The sequence below is a fragment of the Ruegeria sp. AL3 genome, from assembly GCF_056536065.1.
In genome coordinates this window covers 1939861-1956209 of sequence record NZ_JBQFJG010000001.1, presented here as the reverse complement: position 1 = coordinate 1956209, position 16349 = coordinate 1939861, and the positions used below count along the sequence as shown (strand labels likewise).

The following is a 16349-nucleotide window of genomic DNA, read 5'->3' as shown; positions in this document are numbered from 1 at the left end:
GTCCCCCGGCATCTACAAAAACCGAAAGCATTCACGAGTTCAGACGAACTTCAGCAATTTCGGATTTCCGCAAACGAGTGAATGACGAGAACGGCAGCAAAGTCCCGCTCCTGGTGAATTCGGCGTCTGTTCCTCGCTGCGGTCAACATGAATGACTGGTCCTTCCGCTGCGCGGCGGCACCGAAATTCACGCGCATGCAGCATTTCTGGTGCTGCGTGCGCACGTACCAAGAAATTCGAATTTACAAGTTGGGCTCGAACCTGACAGTGAAGTACCGGTGATCTTGGAGTCACCGGCACATTGTAGCCTTTCACTGCGCGGGATGTGTCGGCAGGTTCGGCATCGCGACCCATCCGGGCAGTTCGTCCGGCGAAACTGAAACATGCAGGCGTTCTGACGGGTCCTGCCCGACCTTGCGATGCTTTCGCAGCAGGAAAATCTTACCCCAGCCGCGCCATGTGCCAACCGACGGAGCATGGGGATCAATGGGAAACCGATCGCGCCAGCCGTCGGGCAAAGGCAGACCGTGCAATTCCGCCTTGTCCAGCATCCAGATCAGGGAAATGTTGCTCAGCGGCCGCGCCTCTTCGTAGCCGTTCAATTGGCCACCTATGTCGCCATGGGTTCCGCGGAACCAGACCTGCTCCACATGGCCCTTGAACTCGGGCGTGCAGGTCCACAGAACTGGTTCGAACACTTCGCGCGTCTCATCCAGCGCCAAAGCGTGATACCCGTGGCGGGTGACCGGGCCCAGCTGATGGTTGTGAAAGGCGTGCTTCTCTTCGGCCCTACGCCACAGCAGCGGCAAACGCAAACCCAGCGCCTTGACCGTGTCCCAGACGCCGACCATCTCGATCTCGACCCCTTCGTGGCAGAAACGTCGGCGGAATTCGCTGGCGGCGATGCCCTCTGGATTGCATTCATAGTGGCGATACGCTTGCAGTATGTTTCGTTCAGTGGCGTGTTCCGCCTTGAGCAGGCCGATCATGTCGATCACACCGGCCAGACTGCGCACGCCATAGGCACCGCGCGAATAACCGATGAAAAAGATCTTGTCGCCCGGCTTGTAGCGGGACGCCAAATACCCATAGGCGCGACGGATCTGGCGGTTGATGCCCCTGCCCATCATCACGTCCAGCGAGGACTTCCAGCTTTCCCACTGCACGCCTGCCTCGTAGAACACCGAAACCTTGCTGCCCATCTCGCAGCACAGGCGAAATGTCTGACCGGCGTGGGTTTCAAACCCCGGTTCCAGAGTGGACATGGTGCCATCAAGGATGATGACATGGCTGATCGGTTCGCGGTGCCGCGTCTCGGCGGAATGCTCGGACCGCAAAGGGCGCCCGAGCCATCCCAGAACCTTTCTACTCAGCCGCGACAGATTCATGCGTCAGCAATTCCCATACTTTGTGAGGTGTGAAAGGCATGTCCGCCTGCCGCACCCCATGATCCCAGAGCGCATCCTGAACCGCGTTTGCCACAGCGGCCAGCGCGCCCACGGTGCCAGCCTCGCCACACCCTTTCATCCCCATCGGGTTCGAGGTTGACGGAACCGGCGCCGAGGTAAACTTAATCATGGGTATGTCGGTTGCACGGGGCAAGGCGTAATCCAGAAACGAAGCCGTGAGCAGTTGCCCATGTGCATCGTGCACGACATGTTCGGTCAGCGCCTGGCCGATACCCTGCACCACCCCGCCATGCACCTGCCCTTCTGCCAGCATCGGATTGATAAGATTACCAAAATCGTCAACCACGGTGTACCGGTCCACCCAGGTTTCGCCGGTGCAAGAATCGATCACGACTTCGGCAACATGCGCGCCGTTCGGATAGCTGCGCGCATCCAGGTTTGCGCGGGCCTCATGTTGCAGCAGATCCGTTCGACCATCGGCACGCGCCATCTCGGCAGCTTCGGTCAGGGTCGGCGTCAGGTTGGAGCCCGGCGCTCGGAATGTCTCGTGGTCAAAATGCACATCACTGTCCTCGACCCCCATCTTATCGGCTAGATAAGGCGTGAATGCGGCGATCATCTTGTCAATCGTGGCCAGGGTGGCCGTGCTTTGCACCGTGACCGAGCGGGACCCGCCAGTGCCGCCGCCATGGGCAAGCCGGTCGGTATCGCCCTGAATGACGGTGATCTTGTCCATGGGGATACCCGTCTGATCTGACAGGAACTGGGCGTAGACCGTCTCATGCCCCTGCCCGTTCGATTGTGTGCCGACGTAAAGATTCACCGTTCCATCCTCGCAAAACGCGACCTTCGCGTTTTCGGAAGGGTCCCCCAAAATGCTTTCGATATAGTAACAGAGACCCTGCCCCCGGATCAGACCGCGTTCGGCATCCGCAGCTTTGCGGGCCTCGAACCCTGTGGTCTGGTCGGCCGCGCGGGTGAGAACCATGTCGAAATCGCCGACATCATAAGTTTCGCCGGTGGAAGTGGTGTAGGGGAAGTCGCCAGCGCGGATGAAATTCTTGCGCCGCAGTTCCCACGGGTCAACGCCCAGTTCGCGCGCGGCGCGGTCCATCGCGCGTTCAAGCACGTAAATCGCCTCGGGGCGGCCCGCACCGCGATACGCATCCACCTGCGTCGTGTTCGTATAAAAGCCTTCGACCCGCAAATAGGTGGCCTGGACGTCATAGACACCCATCAGCACTTTGCTGAACAGGCTGGTCTGGATCGCCTGACCGAAGTGGCTGTTATAGGCGCCAAGGTTCACCTTGCTGTGGACGCGATAGGCGGTGATCTTGTGATCGGCGTCAAAGGCCAGCTCGGCCAGCGAGGTCAGGTCGCGGCCCTGGTGATCGGAAAGCATCGCCTCGGACCGGTCGGACATCCAGTGCACCGGCTGACCCAGCTTCATCGCCGCCACGGAAACGCAGAAATATTCGGGGTATGGCATCACTTTCATACCGAAACCACCACCCACATCCGGGGTCGTGACGCGTATGTTGTCCGCATCCAGTTTCAGTTTTTGCGCCAGTTGGGCCTTCATCGCCCAAACGCCCTGACCTCCGTAAGAAAAATGCAGGCGCCCCTTGGACCAGTTCGCCTGACATCCGCGCGGCTCCAGCGAACTAATGATGACCCTGTTGTCGGCGACGTTCAGCGACACCGTATGCGCGGCCGCCTGAAAGGCAGCCTGGGTCGCGGTTTCGTCGCCCAGCCCCCAATCGAAAGCACGGTTCTCGGGCGCTTCCGCGTGCAGGATCTCACCGCCTGCCTTCACGTCCAGCCTGGCAGGGCGCTCTTCCGTGTCCATCCAAATCAACTCGACCGCGTCCTGCGCTTGTGCCAGCGTATCCGCGATAACAACCGCCACCGGCTCGCCCACGAAACGCACGCGATCCCTGGCCAGCATGTGCCGATCGGGCGCAGCGGCCTTCGATCCATCGCGGTTTTGTAAAACGGCAGCGTTTAGCACCGTGTCGATGCCCGAAGCTGCCAGATCGTCCAGCGTCATGACCAGCCGAACGCCGTCGGCAGCCCGTGCGGCCTCGACATCCAGAGACGTGATGTCACCATGCGCCACCGGGCTGCGGAAGAATGCGGCAAACAAAGCGTTCCCGGGCACCGCATCATCCATGTAACGCCCCTGCCCGGTCAGGAACCGTTGATCCTCGGTCCGTTTCACCGGCTGGCTTCTGCCGAACTTTTCCATGGGTGGCCCTCCTGCGCGGTCTCAGGGGCGAGCCTAGCCCGCGACCAGGCGATGTCCAGCGGAGTTCACTGAAATTCGTTTGCGCGCAAAGGATGTTCGGCTAGCCTTGGGCCATGAGCTGGACGCATGATACCGTTTTTCCCTTCTCCGCCCCGATGACCAGCGGGCAGTCGACCACACATGACGTTTATGTCGGCGGCGAAGGCCCACCGATCCTGATCCTTCAGGAACTGCCCGGGATCGGGCCCGAAACGCTGGCGTTGTCCGCCAAGCTCAACGCATCCGGCTTTCGCGTCTACCTGCCTCATTTGTTTGGAACATATGGCAAGGTTGAAATGGCCAAGAACATGGCCCGGTTGTTCTGCGTGCGGCGCGAGTTCAACATTTTCGCCCGTGGCAAGCAGAGCCCCATTGCAGGATGGATGCGCGCCCTGACCCGTGAGATCAAGCAACGCGAAAACAGCGCCGGTGTGGGCGTCATCGGCATGTGCCTGACCGGCAGTTTCGCCCTGACCCTCATGGCCGAAGACGCCGTTCTGGGCGGGGTAGCCAGCCAACCTGCGCTGCCGATCCTCGGGGGTCGCCATCTGCACATGAGCGCTGAAGACATCGGCGCGGCCTCTGCGGGTATGGCCGCGAAAGGCCCCGGTCTGGCGATGCGGTACTCCGAAGACAAGCTTGCACCAAAGAAACTGATGCAGGCGCTTGAACAGGCATTCGGCAATCTGCTGGAAACCGTCGAATATCCCGGCAAGGATCATTCGCTGCTGACGCTGGATTTCCATGAACCCGCCTATCAACGCGTTGACGCCTATTTCAAAGCACGCTTTGGCGTGGCTTAGGCGCACTAGGCCTTCCCCTTGCCGCGCGCATTCGCTATTGCAGGCGCTGACCCGAATTTGTTGACGCAGGACGCATCCCATGGCGATGGAAAAGACATTCAACGCGGCCGAGGCCGAGGCCCGGATCTACAAGGCCTGGGAACAGGCCGGAGCCTTCAAGGCAGGCGCGAACCGTTCGCGCGACGAGAGCTTTTGCATCATGATCCCGCCGCCGAACGTGACCGGTGCTCTGCATGTGGGCCATGCGTTCAACAACACCCTTCAGGACATCCTGATCCGCTGGCACCGCATGCGTGGCTTTGACACGTTGTGGCAGCCCGGCCAGGACCACGCCGGCATCGCAACCCAGATGCAGGTCGAAAAGATGCTGGCCGCCACGCAACAACCCAGCCGCAACGAATTGGGCCGCGAAAAGTTTCTGGAGAAAGTCTGGGAATGGAAGGGTGAATACGGCGGCACCATCATCGAGCAGCTGAAACGCCTCGGCTCCTCCTGCGACTGGTCGCGCAACGCCTTTACCATGGCCGGTGCAGCGGGCGACCCGCGCACGGGCCATGAAAACAGCCCCAACTTCCACGACGCGGTCATCAAGGTTTTTGTCGACATGTACGACAAGGGCCTGATCTACCGCGGCAAGCGGCTGGTCAACTGGGATCCGCATTTCGAAACCGCGATCTCGGACCTCGAGGTCGAGAATATCGAGGTCGCCGGCCACATGTGGCACTTCAAGTACCCGCTGGCCGGGGGTGAGACGTACACTTACGTTGAAAAAGACGAGGACGGGAACGTCATCCTTGAGGAAGAGCGGGATTACATTTCCATCGCCACGACCCGCCCCGAGACCATGCTGGGCGACGGCGCGGTCGCGGTGCACCCCTCGGACGAACGCTATGCGCCGATCGTCGGCAAGCTGTGCGAAATCCCGGTTGGACCGAAAGAGCATCGCCGCCAGATCCCGATCATCACCGACGACTACCCCGACCCCGATTTCGGCTCGGGCGCGGTGAAGATCACCGGCGCGCATGACTTCAATGACAACATGGTCGCCAAGCGCGGCGGCATTCCGATGTACCGCCTGATGGACACCAAGGGCGCGATGCGGGCCGATGGGGCCCCTTATGCCGAAGAGGCAGGCAAGGCGCAGGACTATGCGCGTGGGCGCGCGTTCACCGAGAACGAGATCGACGCGATCAATCTGGTGCCGGATCATCTGCGTGGCCTCGACCGGTTCGAAGCGCGGGCCAAGGTGGTGGAAGAGATCACCGCCGATGGTCTGGCCGTGATGGCCCGCGCGGATGATCCGCGCCTGGGATCAACCGCGTTGAAGCCGGATCAGGAAGGCGCCGACACGCTAGTTCCGCTGGTCGAGAGCAAACCGATCATGCAGCCCTTCGGCGACCGGTCGAAGGTGGTGATCGAGCCGATGTTCACCGATCAGTGGTTCGTCGATGCCGCCAAGGTCGTCGGCCCTGCGCTGGACGCGGTCAAGGACGGCACGGTCAAGATCATCCCCGAGTCGGGCGAGAAGACCTATTACCACTGGCTGGAAAATATCGAACCCTGGTGCATCAGCCGCCAACTGTGGTGGGGGCATCAGATTCCGGTTTGGTATGGTCTAGACCTGTCCGCAGAAGACTTCATTGACGACGAGAATGATGGCGACCTTGATCTGGTTGAATTGGGTCGTTTGCTGAACGAAGGCGGCATGCTGCATCGTGGCAATGTCATGGAATGTGCCGCGAGTTTCGAGGCCGTTACCGAAAAGTTCCTGGACGACAATGCGGACATTCCCAGCCCTCTGAGCCACGCGACCGTGATCGAAGTCGCCGACAAGCAGGAGGCGATCCATCGGTTCGCCGAAAGCCTGGCGCAGTACGCCGTTGAACAGGATCCGACCAAGCTGGTTTACCCGGTGTGGCGCGACCCTGACGTGCTGGACACGTGGTTCTCCTCTGGCCTGTGGCCCATCGGCACGCTGGGCTGGCCCGAACAGACCGAAGAGTTGCAGCGCTACTTCCCGACCGATGTTCTGATCACCGGTTTCGACATCCTGTTCTTCTGGGTCGCCCGGATGATGATGATGCAGCTGGCCGTGGTCGATCAGATCCCGTTCCACACCGTATATCTGCACCAGCTCGTCCGCGACGAGAAGGGCAAGAAGATGTCCAAGACCACCGGCAACGTCATCGACCCGCTGGAGATTGTGGACGAGTTCGGTGCCGACGCGCTGCGCTTTACCAACGCGTCGATGGCGGCGATTGGCGGGGTGCTGAAACTGTCCCGCGAACGCATCACCGGTTATCGCAACTTTGGCACCAAGCTGTGGAACGCCGTCCGCTTTGCCGAGATGAACGAGGTTTTCACCGACGCCGTGCCGCAATTGGATGTGGCTGATCTGAAGCCCAAAGCCGCCGTGAACCGCTGGATCATCGGTGAAACTGCCCGCGTGCGCGAAGAGGTCGACGCGGCGCTGGATAGCTATCGCTTCAACGATGCAGCCAACGGGCTTTATGCCTTTGTCTGGGGCAAGGTCTGTGACTGGTATGTGGAACTGTCCAAACCTCTGCTGCAAGGCGATGACGCCGAGGCCCAGGCTGAAACCCGCGCCACCATGCGCTGGGTTCTGGATCAGTGCCTGGTCCTGCTGCACCCGATCATGCCATTCATCACCGAGGAGCTGTGGGGCCTGACCGGCACCCGCGCCAAGATGCTGGTGCATGCCGACTGGCCGACCTATGCCGCCGCCGAACTGGTTGATGCCGCCGCGGATCGCGAAATGAACTGGGTGATCTCGGTGATCGAGAACACCCGTTCGGCCCGCGCCCAGATGCGCGTTCCGGCCGGTCTGTACGTGCCGATGCTGGTGACCGAGATCGACGCCCACGGCCAGGCCGCCTGGGACCGGAACGAGGCGCTGATCAAGCGACTGGCCCGGATCGACAGCCTGACCAAAGCCGACACGCTGCCCAAGGGCACCATCTCTATCGCGGCGCCCGGAGCGTCCTTTGGCCTGCCGCTGGCGGATATCATCGACATCGGAGCGGAAAAGGAACGGCTGGAAAAGGCCAAGGGCAAGCTGGCCAAGGAACTTGGTGGCCTGCGCGGGCGTCTGAACAACCCGAAATTCGTGGCCTCGGCCCCTGCAGAGGTCGTGGAAGAGGCCAAAGCCAACCTCGCCGCCCGCGAAGAGGAAGAAGCGAGACTGAACGAGGCGCTGGCCCGACTGACCGAAATCGCCTGATCTTCATCTTTTCCCAAATACTCAAATCCGGAACCCCGCCGCGACCACAACGGCGGGGTTTTCTTTTGCACGTTCAGACCTTGCCCGACCCTGCCCCTGCTTGTTAGCAATCAGCGAACACATTTCCCCGAGGCCGTCATGACGCACAAAGCCCCACCGTTCCAGACAGTCTCGACCGGGCTGGTTGTGGCAATCGTCGGCTTTTTCAGCTCTTTCCCGATTGTATTGCAAGGGTTGGCGGCGATGGGCGCGTCCCCGGCGCAGGCGGCGTCCGGATTGATGATGGCGGCCATTGCCATGGGCCTGACCGCCATCGTGCTGAGCCTGTGGTATCGGCAGCCGATCAGCGTGGCCTGGTCCACGCCGGGTGCGGCCCTGCTGGCGGTTTCCGCCACACCTGCACTGGGGTTTGCCGAAGCGACAGGCGCGTTCCTTTGTGCAGGGGCTTTGACCGTGTTGGCCGGGCTGTGGCGACCATTGGGGCGAATGGCTGCGGCGATACCGACGACCCTGGCGCAGGCCATGTTGGGGGGCGTGTTGCTACCGCTTTGCATATTGCCCTTTCAGGCAGCGGTTGACCTGCCATGGCAAGCCTTGCCGGTAATTCTGACATGGTTCATCGCCGGCCGAATCAACCGCCTGTTTGCCGTTCCGGCTGCGGTCGTAGCAGCGGCAGCCGTCGTCGTTCTGAACGCCGGGGACGCGTCGCTGACGCCGACGCAATGGATCGCGGCTCCGGTCTGGACCACGCCCAGCTTCTCTGCGGCTTCGGTCATCGGGATTGCCGTGCCGCTGTTCATCGTCACGATGGCGACCCAGAACATCCCCGGCATCGCGGTGATCCGCAGCTTTGGCTATGCGCCGCAGACCGGCAAGCTGTTCTCGTCCGTGGGTATTTCCAGCATCTTGTCTTCTCCGTTCGGTGCCCCCGCCACCTGCCTTGCGGCGATCACCGCTGCGATGTGCGCGAACGAGGACAGCCACCCCGACCCCGCGCAACGCTATTGGTCTGCCGTGATGGGTGGGTTGTTCTATTGCCTGTTCGGGGTGTTCGCCGTGGCGATTACCGGGTTCGCCATTCATGCCGATCCACTGTTGATGGGCACGCTGACCGGTGTTGCGCTGATCGGGGTGATGGCCAATGCCACATCCGCCGCGCTGGAAGTTCCGGCCGAGCGCGAAGCGGCCATCCTGACCTTTGCCATCACTGCATCCGGCATTACCGCGTTTGGACTTGGTGCGGCCGTCTGGGGCTTGCTGGCAGGCGGGATGGCCTATCTTGTGAAACAACGCTTTCGGTAAACGGGTTCAAACCGCACTTCAAAGCAAGTATGAAGAGGCCATGTTTGGAGCGTTGGGAAAACTGGTCGAGCGCCAGATCAAGAAAGCCCAAGCCGAGGGTCAGTTGCAGGGCCTTGAGGGCGAAGGCCAACCGCTGCCTGACCGGTCATCCGAGGCATTGAGCGATCCGGCCACCGCCGCCGGCCATCGGATCATGGCGCAGGCAGGCGTGTTGCCGGAAGAATTCGACATCAAAAAACAGCTCGACACAGCGCGGCAGGATTATGCGACCCTGACGGACCCCGCCGAGCGCAAAGCCGCAATGGCCCGTATCGCCGATCTGGAAATGCGCTACAACATGGCCCGCGACGCGCGGCGGGCCTTCATGCGGTGATCATTTGAACTCGGGCTTGCGGCCCTGCATCTGCGCCATGACAACTTCCATCTGGTCGGGTTTGCCAATCAGTTCCACCTGCTCAGCGGATTCCGCCATCAGAACGTCTGCGCGGGGCTGAGTTTCGGCAACCTCGATCAGACGCTTGGCAGCACGGATGGCCGAGGGGCTTTGGCCCGCGATGTTTTCGGCTAGGGCCAACGCTTCGGTCAACGGATCGTCGGACAATTGCGTCACAAGGCCCCACTCCGCCGCCTGCGGCGCACCGATCGGGCGAGCCGTATAGGTCAGCAGCCGCAGCACGTCCGACCGGACCAGCCGAGGCAACAGAACCATGCCGCCCATATCGGGAATGATGCCCCATTTCATCTCCATCACGGCCAGTTTCGCTTCGGGATGCGCGATACGGATATCCGCGCCCAGCGCGATTTGCAGGCCACCGCCATAAGCCACGCCCTGAATTGCGCAGATCACCGGAACCGGAACGCGACGCCAGATCAGCGCCAGCTCCTGCATCTCGTTGGCGTCTTCATGGCTGCGGGTCATCAGCCATTCCGTGGGGTCCATATGGGCCATCTTGGCAAAGCTTGCCATGTCGAGCCCGGCGCAAAAGCTTTTGCCTTCGCCGGACAGGACCACGGCACGGGCATCCGAGGCGGCGACCTCTTGCCCGGCGGACAAAAGTGCCTTGATCATTGCATCATCCAGCGCATTCATCTTGTCGCCTCGGGTCAGAGTGACATGGGCAACGTGGTCTTGATAGGCAACGGATACGCGTGACATGGAGGACCTCCGGAAATTCAATCGTGACAAACATGCCCGGACAGACTGCGGAATACCACTGCGACGTCAGGGCATGTCGCTGACAGGCATTCGCCCGAACCACGGGGAATCGAGCGTCATGACATAGAACTGATCCCCCGCAATCTTACCGCCGGTCGTGATGCCCAAGCGGCCTTGCGGGTCCTGTAGCGTGCGCAGGATCGTACCATCGCCATCAAACTGCACCATCATGCCGCGATGGATCGGCGCGGGGCGCACTGCCGGACCCAATCGCCAGATCACCTTGCGCAGGAACGGGTACGGCATCAGCGCCTCGGACGGGACACGCGGGCTGGCGAAGGCCATCCAATAGGTGCCGTCGCCCTGAGCCTCGAGGTTGTCGGGATAGCCGGGCAGGTTTTCCAGCAGGATCTCTTGCCGCCCTGCATTTGGTCCGGTCAGCCACAGCTTGTGCACGCGCGCGCGACCTGTTTCCGCGATCAGCAGAAAATCCTCGTCAGGTGAAAGCGCGACACCGTTGGTATAGACAAAGCCCTCGGCGATTTTCTCGGTGCGGCCGTCGGGTGTGCGACGCGCGACGTAACCCGTATCGGACTGTTCCCAGATGGTGAGGACAGAGGTCGGTTTGGTCCCGCCCATGGTTTCAGGATCGAAGCGGTCAGATGAATTCGAGAAGTAGATCGTGCCATCCCGCGCCACATCCAGCTGGTTGGCGTAGATCACCGGCGCGCCGTTGATGTCGCCCACCAGCGTGTCCAATGTGCCCGGACCGGTCCAACGCATCACCCCACGATAGCTGTCAGCGATGAAAAGCGCGCCATCCGGTCCGGCCTTGAGGCCGAGGGGACGACCGCCAAGTTGGTCAACCTCGACCGGTTCCGCCCCGTCGATGAGGTAGAGAGTGCCGGACAGGCTGGTTGTGTAGATCGTGCCATCTGGCATGAAAGCGATGTCTTCAGGGCCAATCTCTGCACCCGGCAGGCGAATCAGCTGCGCGACGCCCAGCGCGTTGTTCTCTGCGAAATCACCTGTGAAACCGGCATCTACCGGCATTTCGACGGCGACAGGTTTTACCGGGACGGGCCAGACCAGAAGATAGGCGAGGCCCAGGAGAACAACGATCGAGAGAATGCGCATCTGCGCTCCTTTATTCTTACTTCTTTTCCAGCGCGCCCAACGCCTGTGCGCGCTTGCTCATTGATCGGGCTTGGGGTTATCTGCGGACATGACCGGACCTCGATACACCCCGCTTGCCCAATCCCTGCCCGCCACCGTGCCCTTTGTCGGCCCGGAAACGCAAGAGCGCCAGCGCGGCGCGTCCTTTGTGGCCCGACTGGGCGCCAATGAGAGCATTTTCGGCCCCTCGCCCCGCGCGATCGAGGCCATGGCGCAAGCCGCGTCAGAGATCTGGATGTACGGCGACCCCGAAAACCATGACCTGCGCCATGCTTTGGCCGACCATCACGGCGTATCGCCGGAGAATATCGTCGTGGGCGAAGGTATTGACGGGCTGCTGGGCTATCTGGTGCGGCTGATCGTCGGGCCTGGGGATGCGGTTGTCACCTCGGACGGGGCCTATCCGACCTTCAACTATCATGTGGCCGGGTTCGGCGGCATTCTTCACAAAGTGCCGTATTCAGGTGATCACGAGGACCCATCGGCGCTTTTTGCCAAGGCGGCTGAGGTTGGTGCCAAGCTGGTCTATCTGGCCAATCCGGACAATCCGATGGGCAGCTGGCATTCCGGCGCGGACATCGTGGCTACCATGGAAGCCTTGCCTGATGGGTGCCTTCTGGTTCTGGATGAAGCCTATGTGGAATGTGCGCCCGAAGGGACGGCTGCACCTGTCAGTATAGATGATCCGCGCGTAATCCGGATGCGGACATTTTCTAAGGTCTATGGCATGGCGGGCGCGCGGGTTGGCTATGCCCTAGGAGCGCCCGACCTGATCGCAGCCTTCAACAAGGTGCGCAACCATTTCGGCATGAACCGAGCGGCGCAGGCCGGGGCGCTGGCCGCGTTGCAGGATGGCACCTGGCTGGAGCACATTCAGGCGCAAATCGCCGAGGCGCGTGAGCGGTTAGCAACGATTGCCTGCGAGAACGGGTTGGAGCCCCTGCCCTCGGCCACCAATTTCGTGGCGATTGACTGCGGGCGTGACGGGGATTTTGCCAAGGCCGTCCTGGACGCCCTGGTGGCGCAAGGGATTTTTGTCCGGATGCCGTTTGCAGCGCCCCAGAACAGGTGCATCCGGGTAAGCTGTGGTGAAACAGCAGATCTGGATGCTTTTGCGGTCGCATTGCCCAAGGCGCTAGCGGAAGTGCGGGCAAAGACAGGCTAGCGCTGGTCTGTCTTGCCATCGGGTCAAAGGGGGACTGTCTGCCCCCCATCGCGCAAAGCGCGATCCCCCCGAGGATATTTTTGGCCAGATGAAGGGGCGGATCGGTGCTGTTGGTCTGAGGCGTGTCAGGCGGCCAGAACGGCGGCTGCGGCCTCGAGCGCGCCTTTGCCACGGGGGATATCAAGCGCGGCCATGGCCGTTTCCATACCCCCCAGCATCGCCATCACCATCTGCCCGTTGACATGGCCCATATGCCCGAGGCGAAAACAGCTGTCGTAGTCCTCCATCCCAAGACCAATGCCCAGCGTCAGGCCCAGCTGATGTTCAGTGAACGCGCGCAGGGCCGTGCCGCGACCTTCTGTCAATCGCAAGGCCGTGACGGCGTGACTGCGGTGGGCGCGATCGGCAACGTTCAGATGCAGCGCGCCGCCTTCGGCCCATGTTTCGCAGGCCGCCCAGATGGCAGTGGCCAGACGTTCATGGCGGGCCCAGACCTGTTCGATCCCCTCTGCATGGATCAGATCAAGCGCGGCGCGCAGGCCAAAGAGGTGGTGCGTAGGCGCGGTGCCGTTGAAATACTGATAGAACAGGTCTGGATCGGCGCGCGGCTGCCAATCCCAATATTGCGAAACGCGCGGCATGGTGGCCCGTTTGGCTTGTGCTTTTTCGTTGAAGAAAACAAAGCCGATGCCCGCCGGGGTCATCAGGCCTTTTTGGCAAGCGGCAACTGTGACATCGACACCCCAGCCATCCATCTCGAACCTGTCACAGCCAAGCGAGGCAATGCAGTCTGCCATCAGCAGCGCCGGGTGTTGCAGGTCGTCCAGAAGCCTGCGCAGCGCCGGGATGTCGTTCCGGATCGAACTGGATGTATCCACATGGACCGCCAGAACCGCCTTGATCTGGTGGTTTCGATCCGCACGCAACGCGTCTGCGATCCGGTCAAAATCCCAGGTTGACGAGGTGCCGAAATCGATCAATTGAACCTTTGCCCCGATGCCTTCGGCCATCTCGGCCCAGCCATGGGTGAACCGGCCCGAGGCAGGAGCTAGAACGGTTTCGCCGGGGGCGATCACGTTGGACAGAGCGGCCTCCCAGGTGCCGTGACCATTGGCGATATAGATGGCAACGTTGTGATTTGTGCGGGCAACCCGGCACAGATCGCGGGTCAGGTCGGGCATCATGTCGATGAGCGCGCCATCATAGATGTTGGGCGACGGACGGTGCATGGCTTGCAAAACCGCATCCGGCATAACCGAAGGGCCCGGAATGGCCAAATATGTCCGCCCCTGGGAAAGGGATACCGTCTGTGTCATGGGGTCAACCTGTATAAATTGACGCCCACATTACCGAGAGGCCGCGCGGCGTCAATCCGCCAGCTTCGACGCCTCGCGCGCAAGTGTCTCGATCCCGGCCCAGTCGCCGTTTTCGACCAGTTGCTTTGGTGCGACCCAGCTTCCGCCAGCGCAGATCACGTTGGGCAATGACAGGTAGTCGCGGGCGTTGGCGGGGGACACGCCCCCGGTCGGGCAAAAGCTGATCTGGGGGAGCGGCGCGCCGATTGCCTTGAGCGCGGGCGCGCCGCCCGAGGCCTCGGCCGGGAAGAATTTCAACATGTCATAGCCTTTTTCCAGCAACGCCATAGCCTCGCTTGCCGTCGCGGCGCCGGGCAACAGCGGCAGGTCTTCGGCTTCGCAGGCCGCGATCAGGGCATCCGTGGCACCGGGGGAAACGCCGAACTGCGCGCCCGCCTTTTTGGCGGCGCAGACGTCTTCGGGTGTGACCAGCGTACCTGCGCCGACCACGCCGCCCGGCACCTTGGCCATCGCGCGGATCGCGTCGAGCGCGGCGGGCGTGCGCAAGGTGACCTCAAGCGCGGGCAAGCCGCCGGCGACCAATGCCTCGGCCAGCGGGCGGGCCTGCGCGACGTCATCGACAACCAGAACCGGAACAATGGGCGCCATAGCGCAGATTTCGCGGGTGCGTTGGGATTTGGACATGAGGTTAAACTCCGAAAACGCTGGCACCGGTGTCGGCCGAGCCGACATTCTGGCGGAACGCACCAAAAAGATCGCGCCCAGCGCCGTGTTGATTGGCGGACAGGTCGGCGGTCGCGGGGGACCGGTCCAGAACGCCTGCGGTGAGGATTTCCAGATCACCCCTGACCGCGTCGACGCGCAGGACGTCACCGTCCTGAAGGTATGCAATGGGGCCGCGGTCGAGCGCCTCGGGGACAACATGGATGGCGGCGGGTACTTTGCCGGAAGCGCCAGACATGCGGCCATCGGTGACCAGAGCCACTTTCTGGCCCCGGCCCTGCAGGATCGACAGCATGGGCGTCAGCGAGTGCAGTTCCGGCATCCCGTTGGCCTTGGGGCCCTGAAACCGGACCACGACGATAACGTCATCTGTGAACTCTCCGGCTTTGAAGGCGGCTTTCACCTCATCCTGATCGTGGAACACCCGCACGGGTGCTTCGACGACCTGATGTTCCGGCGCTACGGCTGATACTTTCATAACCCCAGTGCCCAGATTGCCGGTCAGGCGCGACAGGCCCCCGGTGGGTTGGAACGGGTCATTGGCTGGGCGCAGGATCTTTTCGTTCAGGCTGTGTCCCGAACCATCCTGCCAGATCAACTCGCCATCGATCAGTTTGGGTTCCTTGGTATAGTTGTGCAGCCCCTGACCTGCGACGGTCAGCGTGTCGGGGTGCAGCAAGCCTTGTTCAAGCAGAGTACCGATCGTGTACCCAAGGCCGCCGGCCGCGTGGTAATGGTTCACATCCGCCAGGCCGTTGGGATAGACCCGCGCGACCAGCGGCACCACAGCGGAAATATCGGAAAAATCCTGCCAGTCCAGCACGATGCCACCAGCGCGCGCCATGGCGATCAGGTGGATCAGCAGATTGGTTGAACCACCGGTCGCCATCAGACCGACGATGCCATTGACGAAAGCGCGCTCGTCCAGAACCTGACAGACCGGAGTGTAGCTGTTGCCCAACGCGCTGAGCGACAGGGCACGGCGCGCGCCTTCCTCGGTCAGGGCGTCACGCAACGGGGTATTCGGATTGACGAAGCTGGAGCCCGGCAGGTGCAGCCCCATAAACTCCATCAGCATCTGGTTGGTATTGGCGGTGCCATAAAAGGTACAGGTACCGGGGCCGTGATAGGCCGCCATTTCAGCCTTCATCAGCTCTTCGCGGCCCACTTCCCCGGCGGCGAATTTCTGTCGGACCTTGGCTTTTTCGTCGTTCGGCAAGCCGCTGGTCATCGGGCCTGCGGGCAGGAATACGGCAGGCAGATGGCCAAAGGCCTGCGCGCCGATGATCAAGCCGGGCACAATCTTGTCGCACACCCCAAGAAAAACAGCCGCGTCATAGGTGTTGTGGCTAAGCGCCACACCGGTTGCCAACGCGATGACGTCGCGTGAGAACAGCGACAGCTCCATCCCCGCTTCGCCCTGGGTGACACCGTCGCACATGGCTGGCACACCGCCTGCCACCTGTGCCGTTCCGCCGGCGGCACGGATCGCATCGCGGATCAGGGCGGGATAGCGTTCAAACGGCTGATGAGCCGAAAGCATGTCATTATAGGCGGTGACAATACCCAGATTGCCCGCAGTGCCGGTGGCCATCGATTGCTGATCCTCGCCCGCGCCCGCATAGGCATGGGCCTGACCGCTACAGGACAGATGCGCACGGGCAGGACCCTTGGATCTGGCTTGCTCCATCCGTTCAAGATGTGGGCCGCGCAGATCGGCGCTGCGGTCGATGATCCGTTTGGTGACATCGGAAATGACTGAGTGAACCAT

General features: G+C 61.8%; 12 protein-coding genes. 5 read left to right on the top strand and 7 right to left on the bottom strand.

What is annotated here, in order from left to right; all coding sequences use genetic code 11:
• Window positions 1–311 precede the first annotated feature (311 nt).
• On the bottom strand, window positions 312–1388 hold the full coding sequence (locus ACR3E6_RS09925; protein WP_171724407.1) for a DUF2235 domain-containing protein: 1077 nt from the start codon (window positions 1386–1388) through the stop codon (window positions 312–314).
• The gene (locus ACR3E6_RS09920) at window positions 1366–3657 is read right to left on the bottom strand and encodes a xanthine dehydrogenase family protein molybdopterin-binding subunit (RefSeq protein WP_480486948.1); all 2292 of its coding nucleotides are present in this window, start codon (window positions 3655–3657) and stop codon (window positions 1366–1368) included. The genes ACR3E6_RS09925 and ACR3E6_RS09920 overlap by 23 nt, the downstream gene beginning before the upstream one ends.
• Window positions 3658–3770: 113 nt before the next feature.
• Here ACR3E6_RS09920 and ACR3E6_RS09915 point away from each other — a divergent pair, with 113 nt between their 5' ends.
• The 4 genes from ACR3E6_RS09915 to ACR3E6_RS09900 all read left to right on the top strand — a co-directional run bounded on the left by ACR3E6_RS09915 (window position 3771) and on the right by ACR3E6_RS09900 (window position 9415).
• Window positions 3771–4499 (top strand): dienelactone hydrolase family protein, encoded by a 729-nt coding sequence (locus ACR3E6_RS09915; protein ID WP_480486946.1) that lies wholly within the window; start codon window positions 3771–3773, stop codon window positions 4497–4499.
• 79 nt (window positions 4500–4578) lie between these two features.
• A complete protein-coding gene (locus ACR3E6_RS09910) occupies window positions 4579–7740 on the top strand; it encodes a valine--tRNA ligase (RefSeq protein ID WP_480486944.1) in 3162 nt (1053 codons plus the stop codon).
• A 138-nt stretch (window positions 7741–7878) separates the two neighbouring features.
• Complete coding sequence (locus ACR3E6_RS09905) at window positions 7879–9042, top strand: benzoate/H(+) symporter BenE family transporter (protein ID WP_480486942.1); 1164 nt, start codon at window positions 7879–7881, stop codon at window positions 9040–9042.
• A 40-nt stretch (window positions 9043–9082) separates the two neighbouring features.
• Complete coding sequence (locus ACR3E6_RS09900) at window positions 9083–9415, top strand: DnaJ family domain-containing protein (RefSeq protein ID WP_209834987.1); 333 nt, start codon at window positions 9083–9085, stop codon at window positions 9413–9415.
• On the opposite strand, the gene ACR3E6_RS09895 is transcribed toward ACR3E6_RS09900, so the two are convergent.
• On the bottom strand, window positions 9416–10198 hold the full coding sequence (locus tag ACR3E6_RS09895) for a crotonase/enoyl-CoA hydratase family protein (RefSeq protein ID WP_171636928.1): 783 nt from the start codon (window positions 10196–10198) through the stop codon (window positions 9416–9418).
• Window positions 10199–10264: 66 nt separating this feature from the next.
• The gene (locus tag ACR3E6_RS09890) at window positions 10265–11335 is read right to left on the bottom strand and encodes an SMP-30/gluconolactonase/LRE family protein (RefSeq protein ID WP_480486939.1); all 1071 of its coding nucleotides are present in this window, start codon (window positions 11333–11335) and stop codon (window positions 10265–10267) included.
• 88 nt (window positions 11336–11423) lie between these two features.
• On the opposite strand from ACR3E6_RS09890, the gene ACR3E6_RS09885 reads away from it, so the two are divergent.
• Window positions 11424–12539 carry a pyridoxal phosphate-dependent aminotransferase gene (locus tag ACR3E6_RS09885; protein ID WP_480486937.1) on the top strand — a complete coding sequence of 372 codons (1116 nt, stop codon included), beginning with the start codon at window positions 11424–11426 and terminating at the stop codon, window positions 12537–12539.
• A 125-nt stretch (window positions 12540–12664) separates the two neighbouring features.
• On the opposite strand, the gene ACR3E6_RS09880 is transcribed toward ACR3E6_RS09885, so the two are convergent.
• From ACR3E6_RS09880 to edd, 3 genes are read right to left on the bottom strand one after another with little or no spacing between them, the layout of a single operon-like run.
• Entirely contained in the window at window positions 12665–13855 is a 1191-nt protein-coding gene (locus ACR3E6_RS09880) for a pyridoxal-phosphate-dependent aminotransferase family protein (protein ID WP_480486935.1), read from the bottom strand.
• A gap of 51 nt (window positions 13856–13906) precedes the next feature.
• Entirely contained in the window at window positions 13907–14539 is a 633-nt protein-coding gene (locus ACR3E6_RS09875) for a bifunctional 4-hydroxy-2-oxoglutarate aldolase/2-dehydro-3-deoxy-phosphogluconate aldolase (RefSeq protein WP_171636920.1), read from the bottom strand.
• Between the two features lie 4 nt (window positions 14540–14543).
• Window positions 14544–16349 carry a phosphogluconate dehydratase gene (gene edd / locus ACR3E6_RS09870; RefSeq protein ID WP_216598296.1) on the bottom strand — a complete coding sequence of 602 codons (1806 nt, stop codon included), beginning with the start codon at window positions 16347–16349 and terminating at the stop codon, window positions 14544–14546.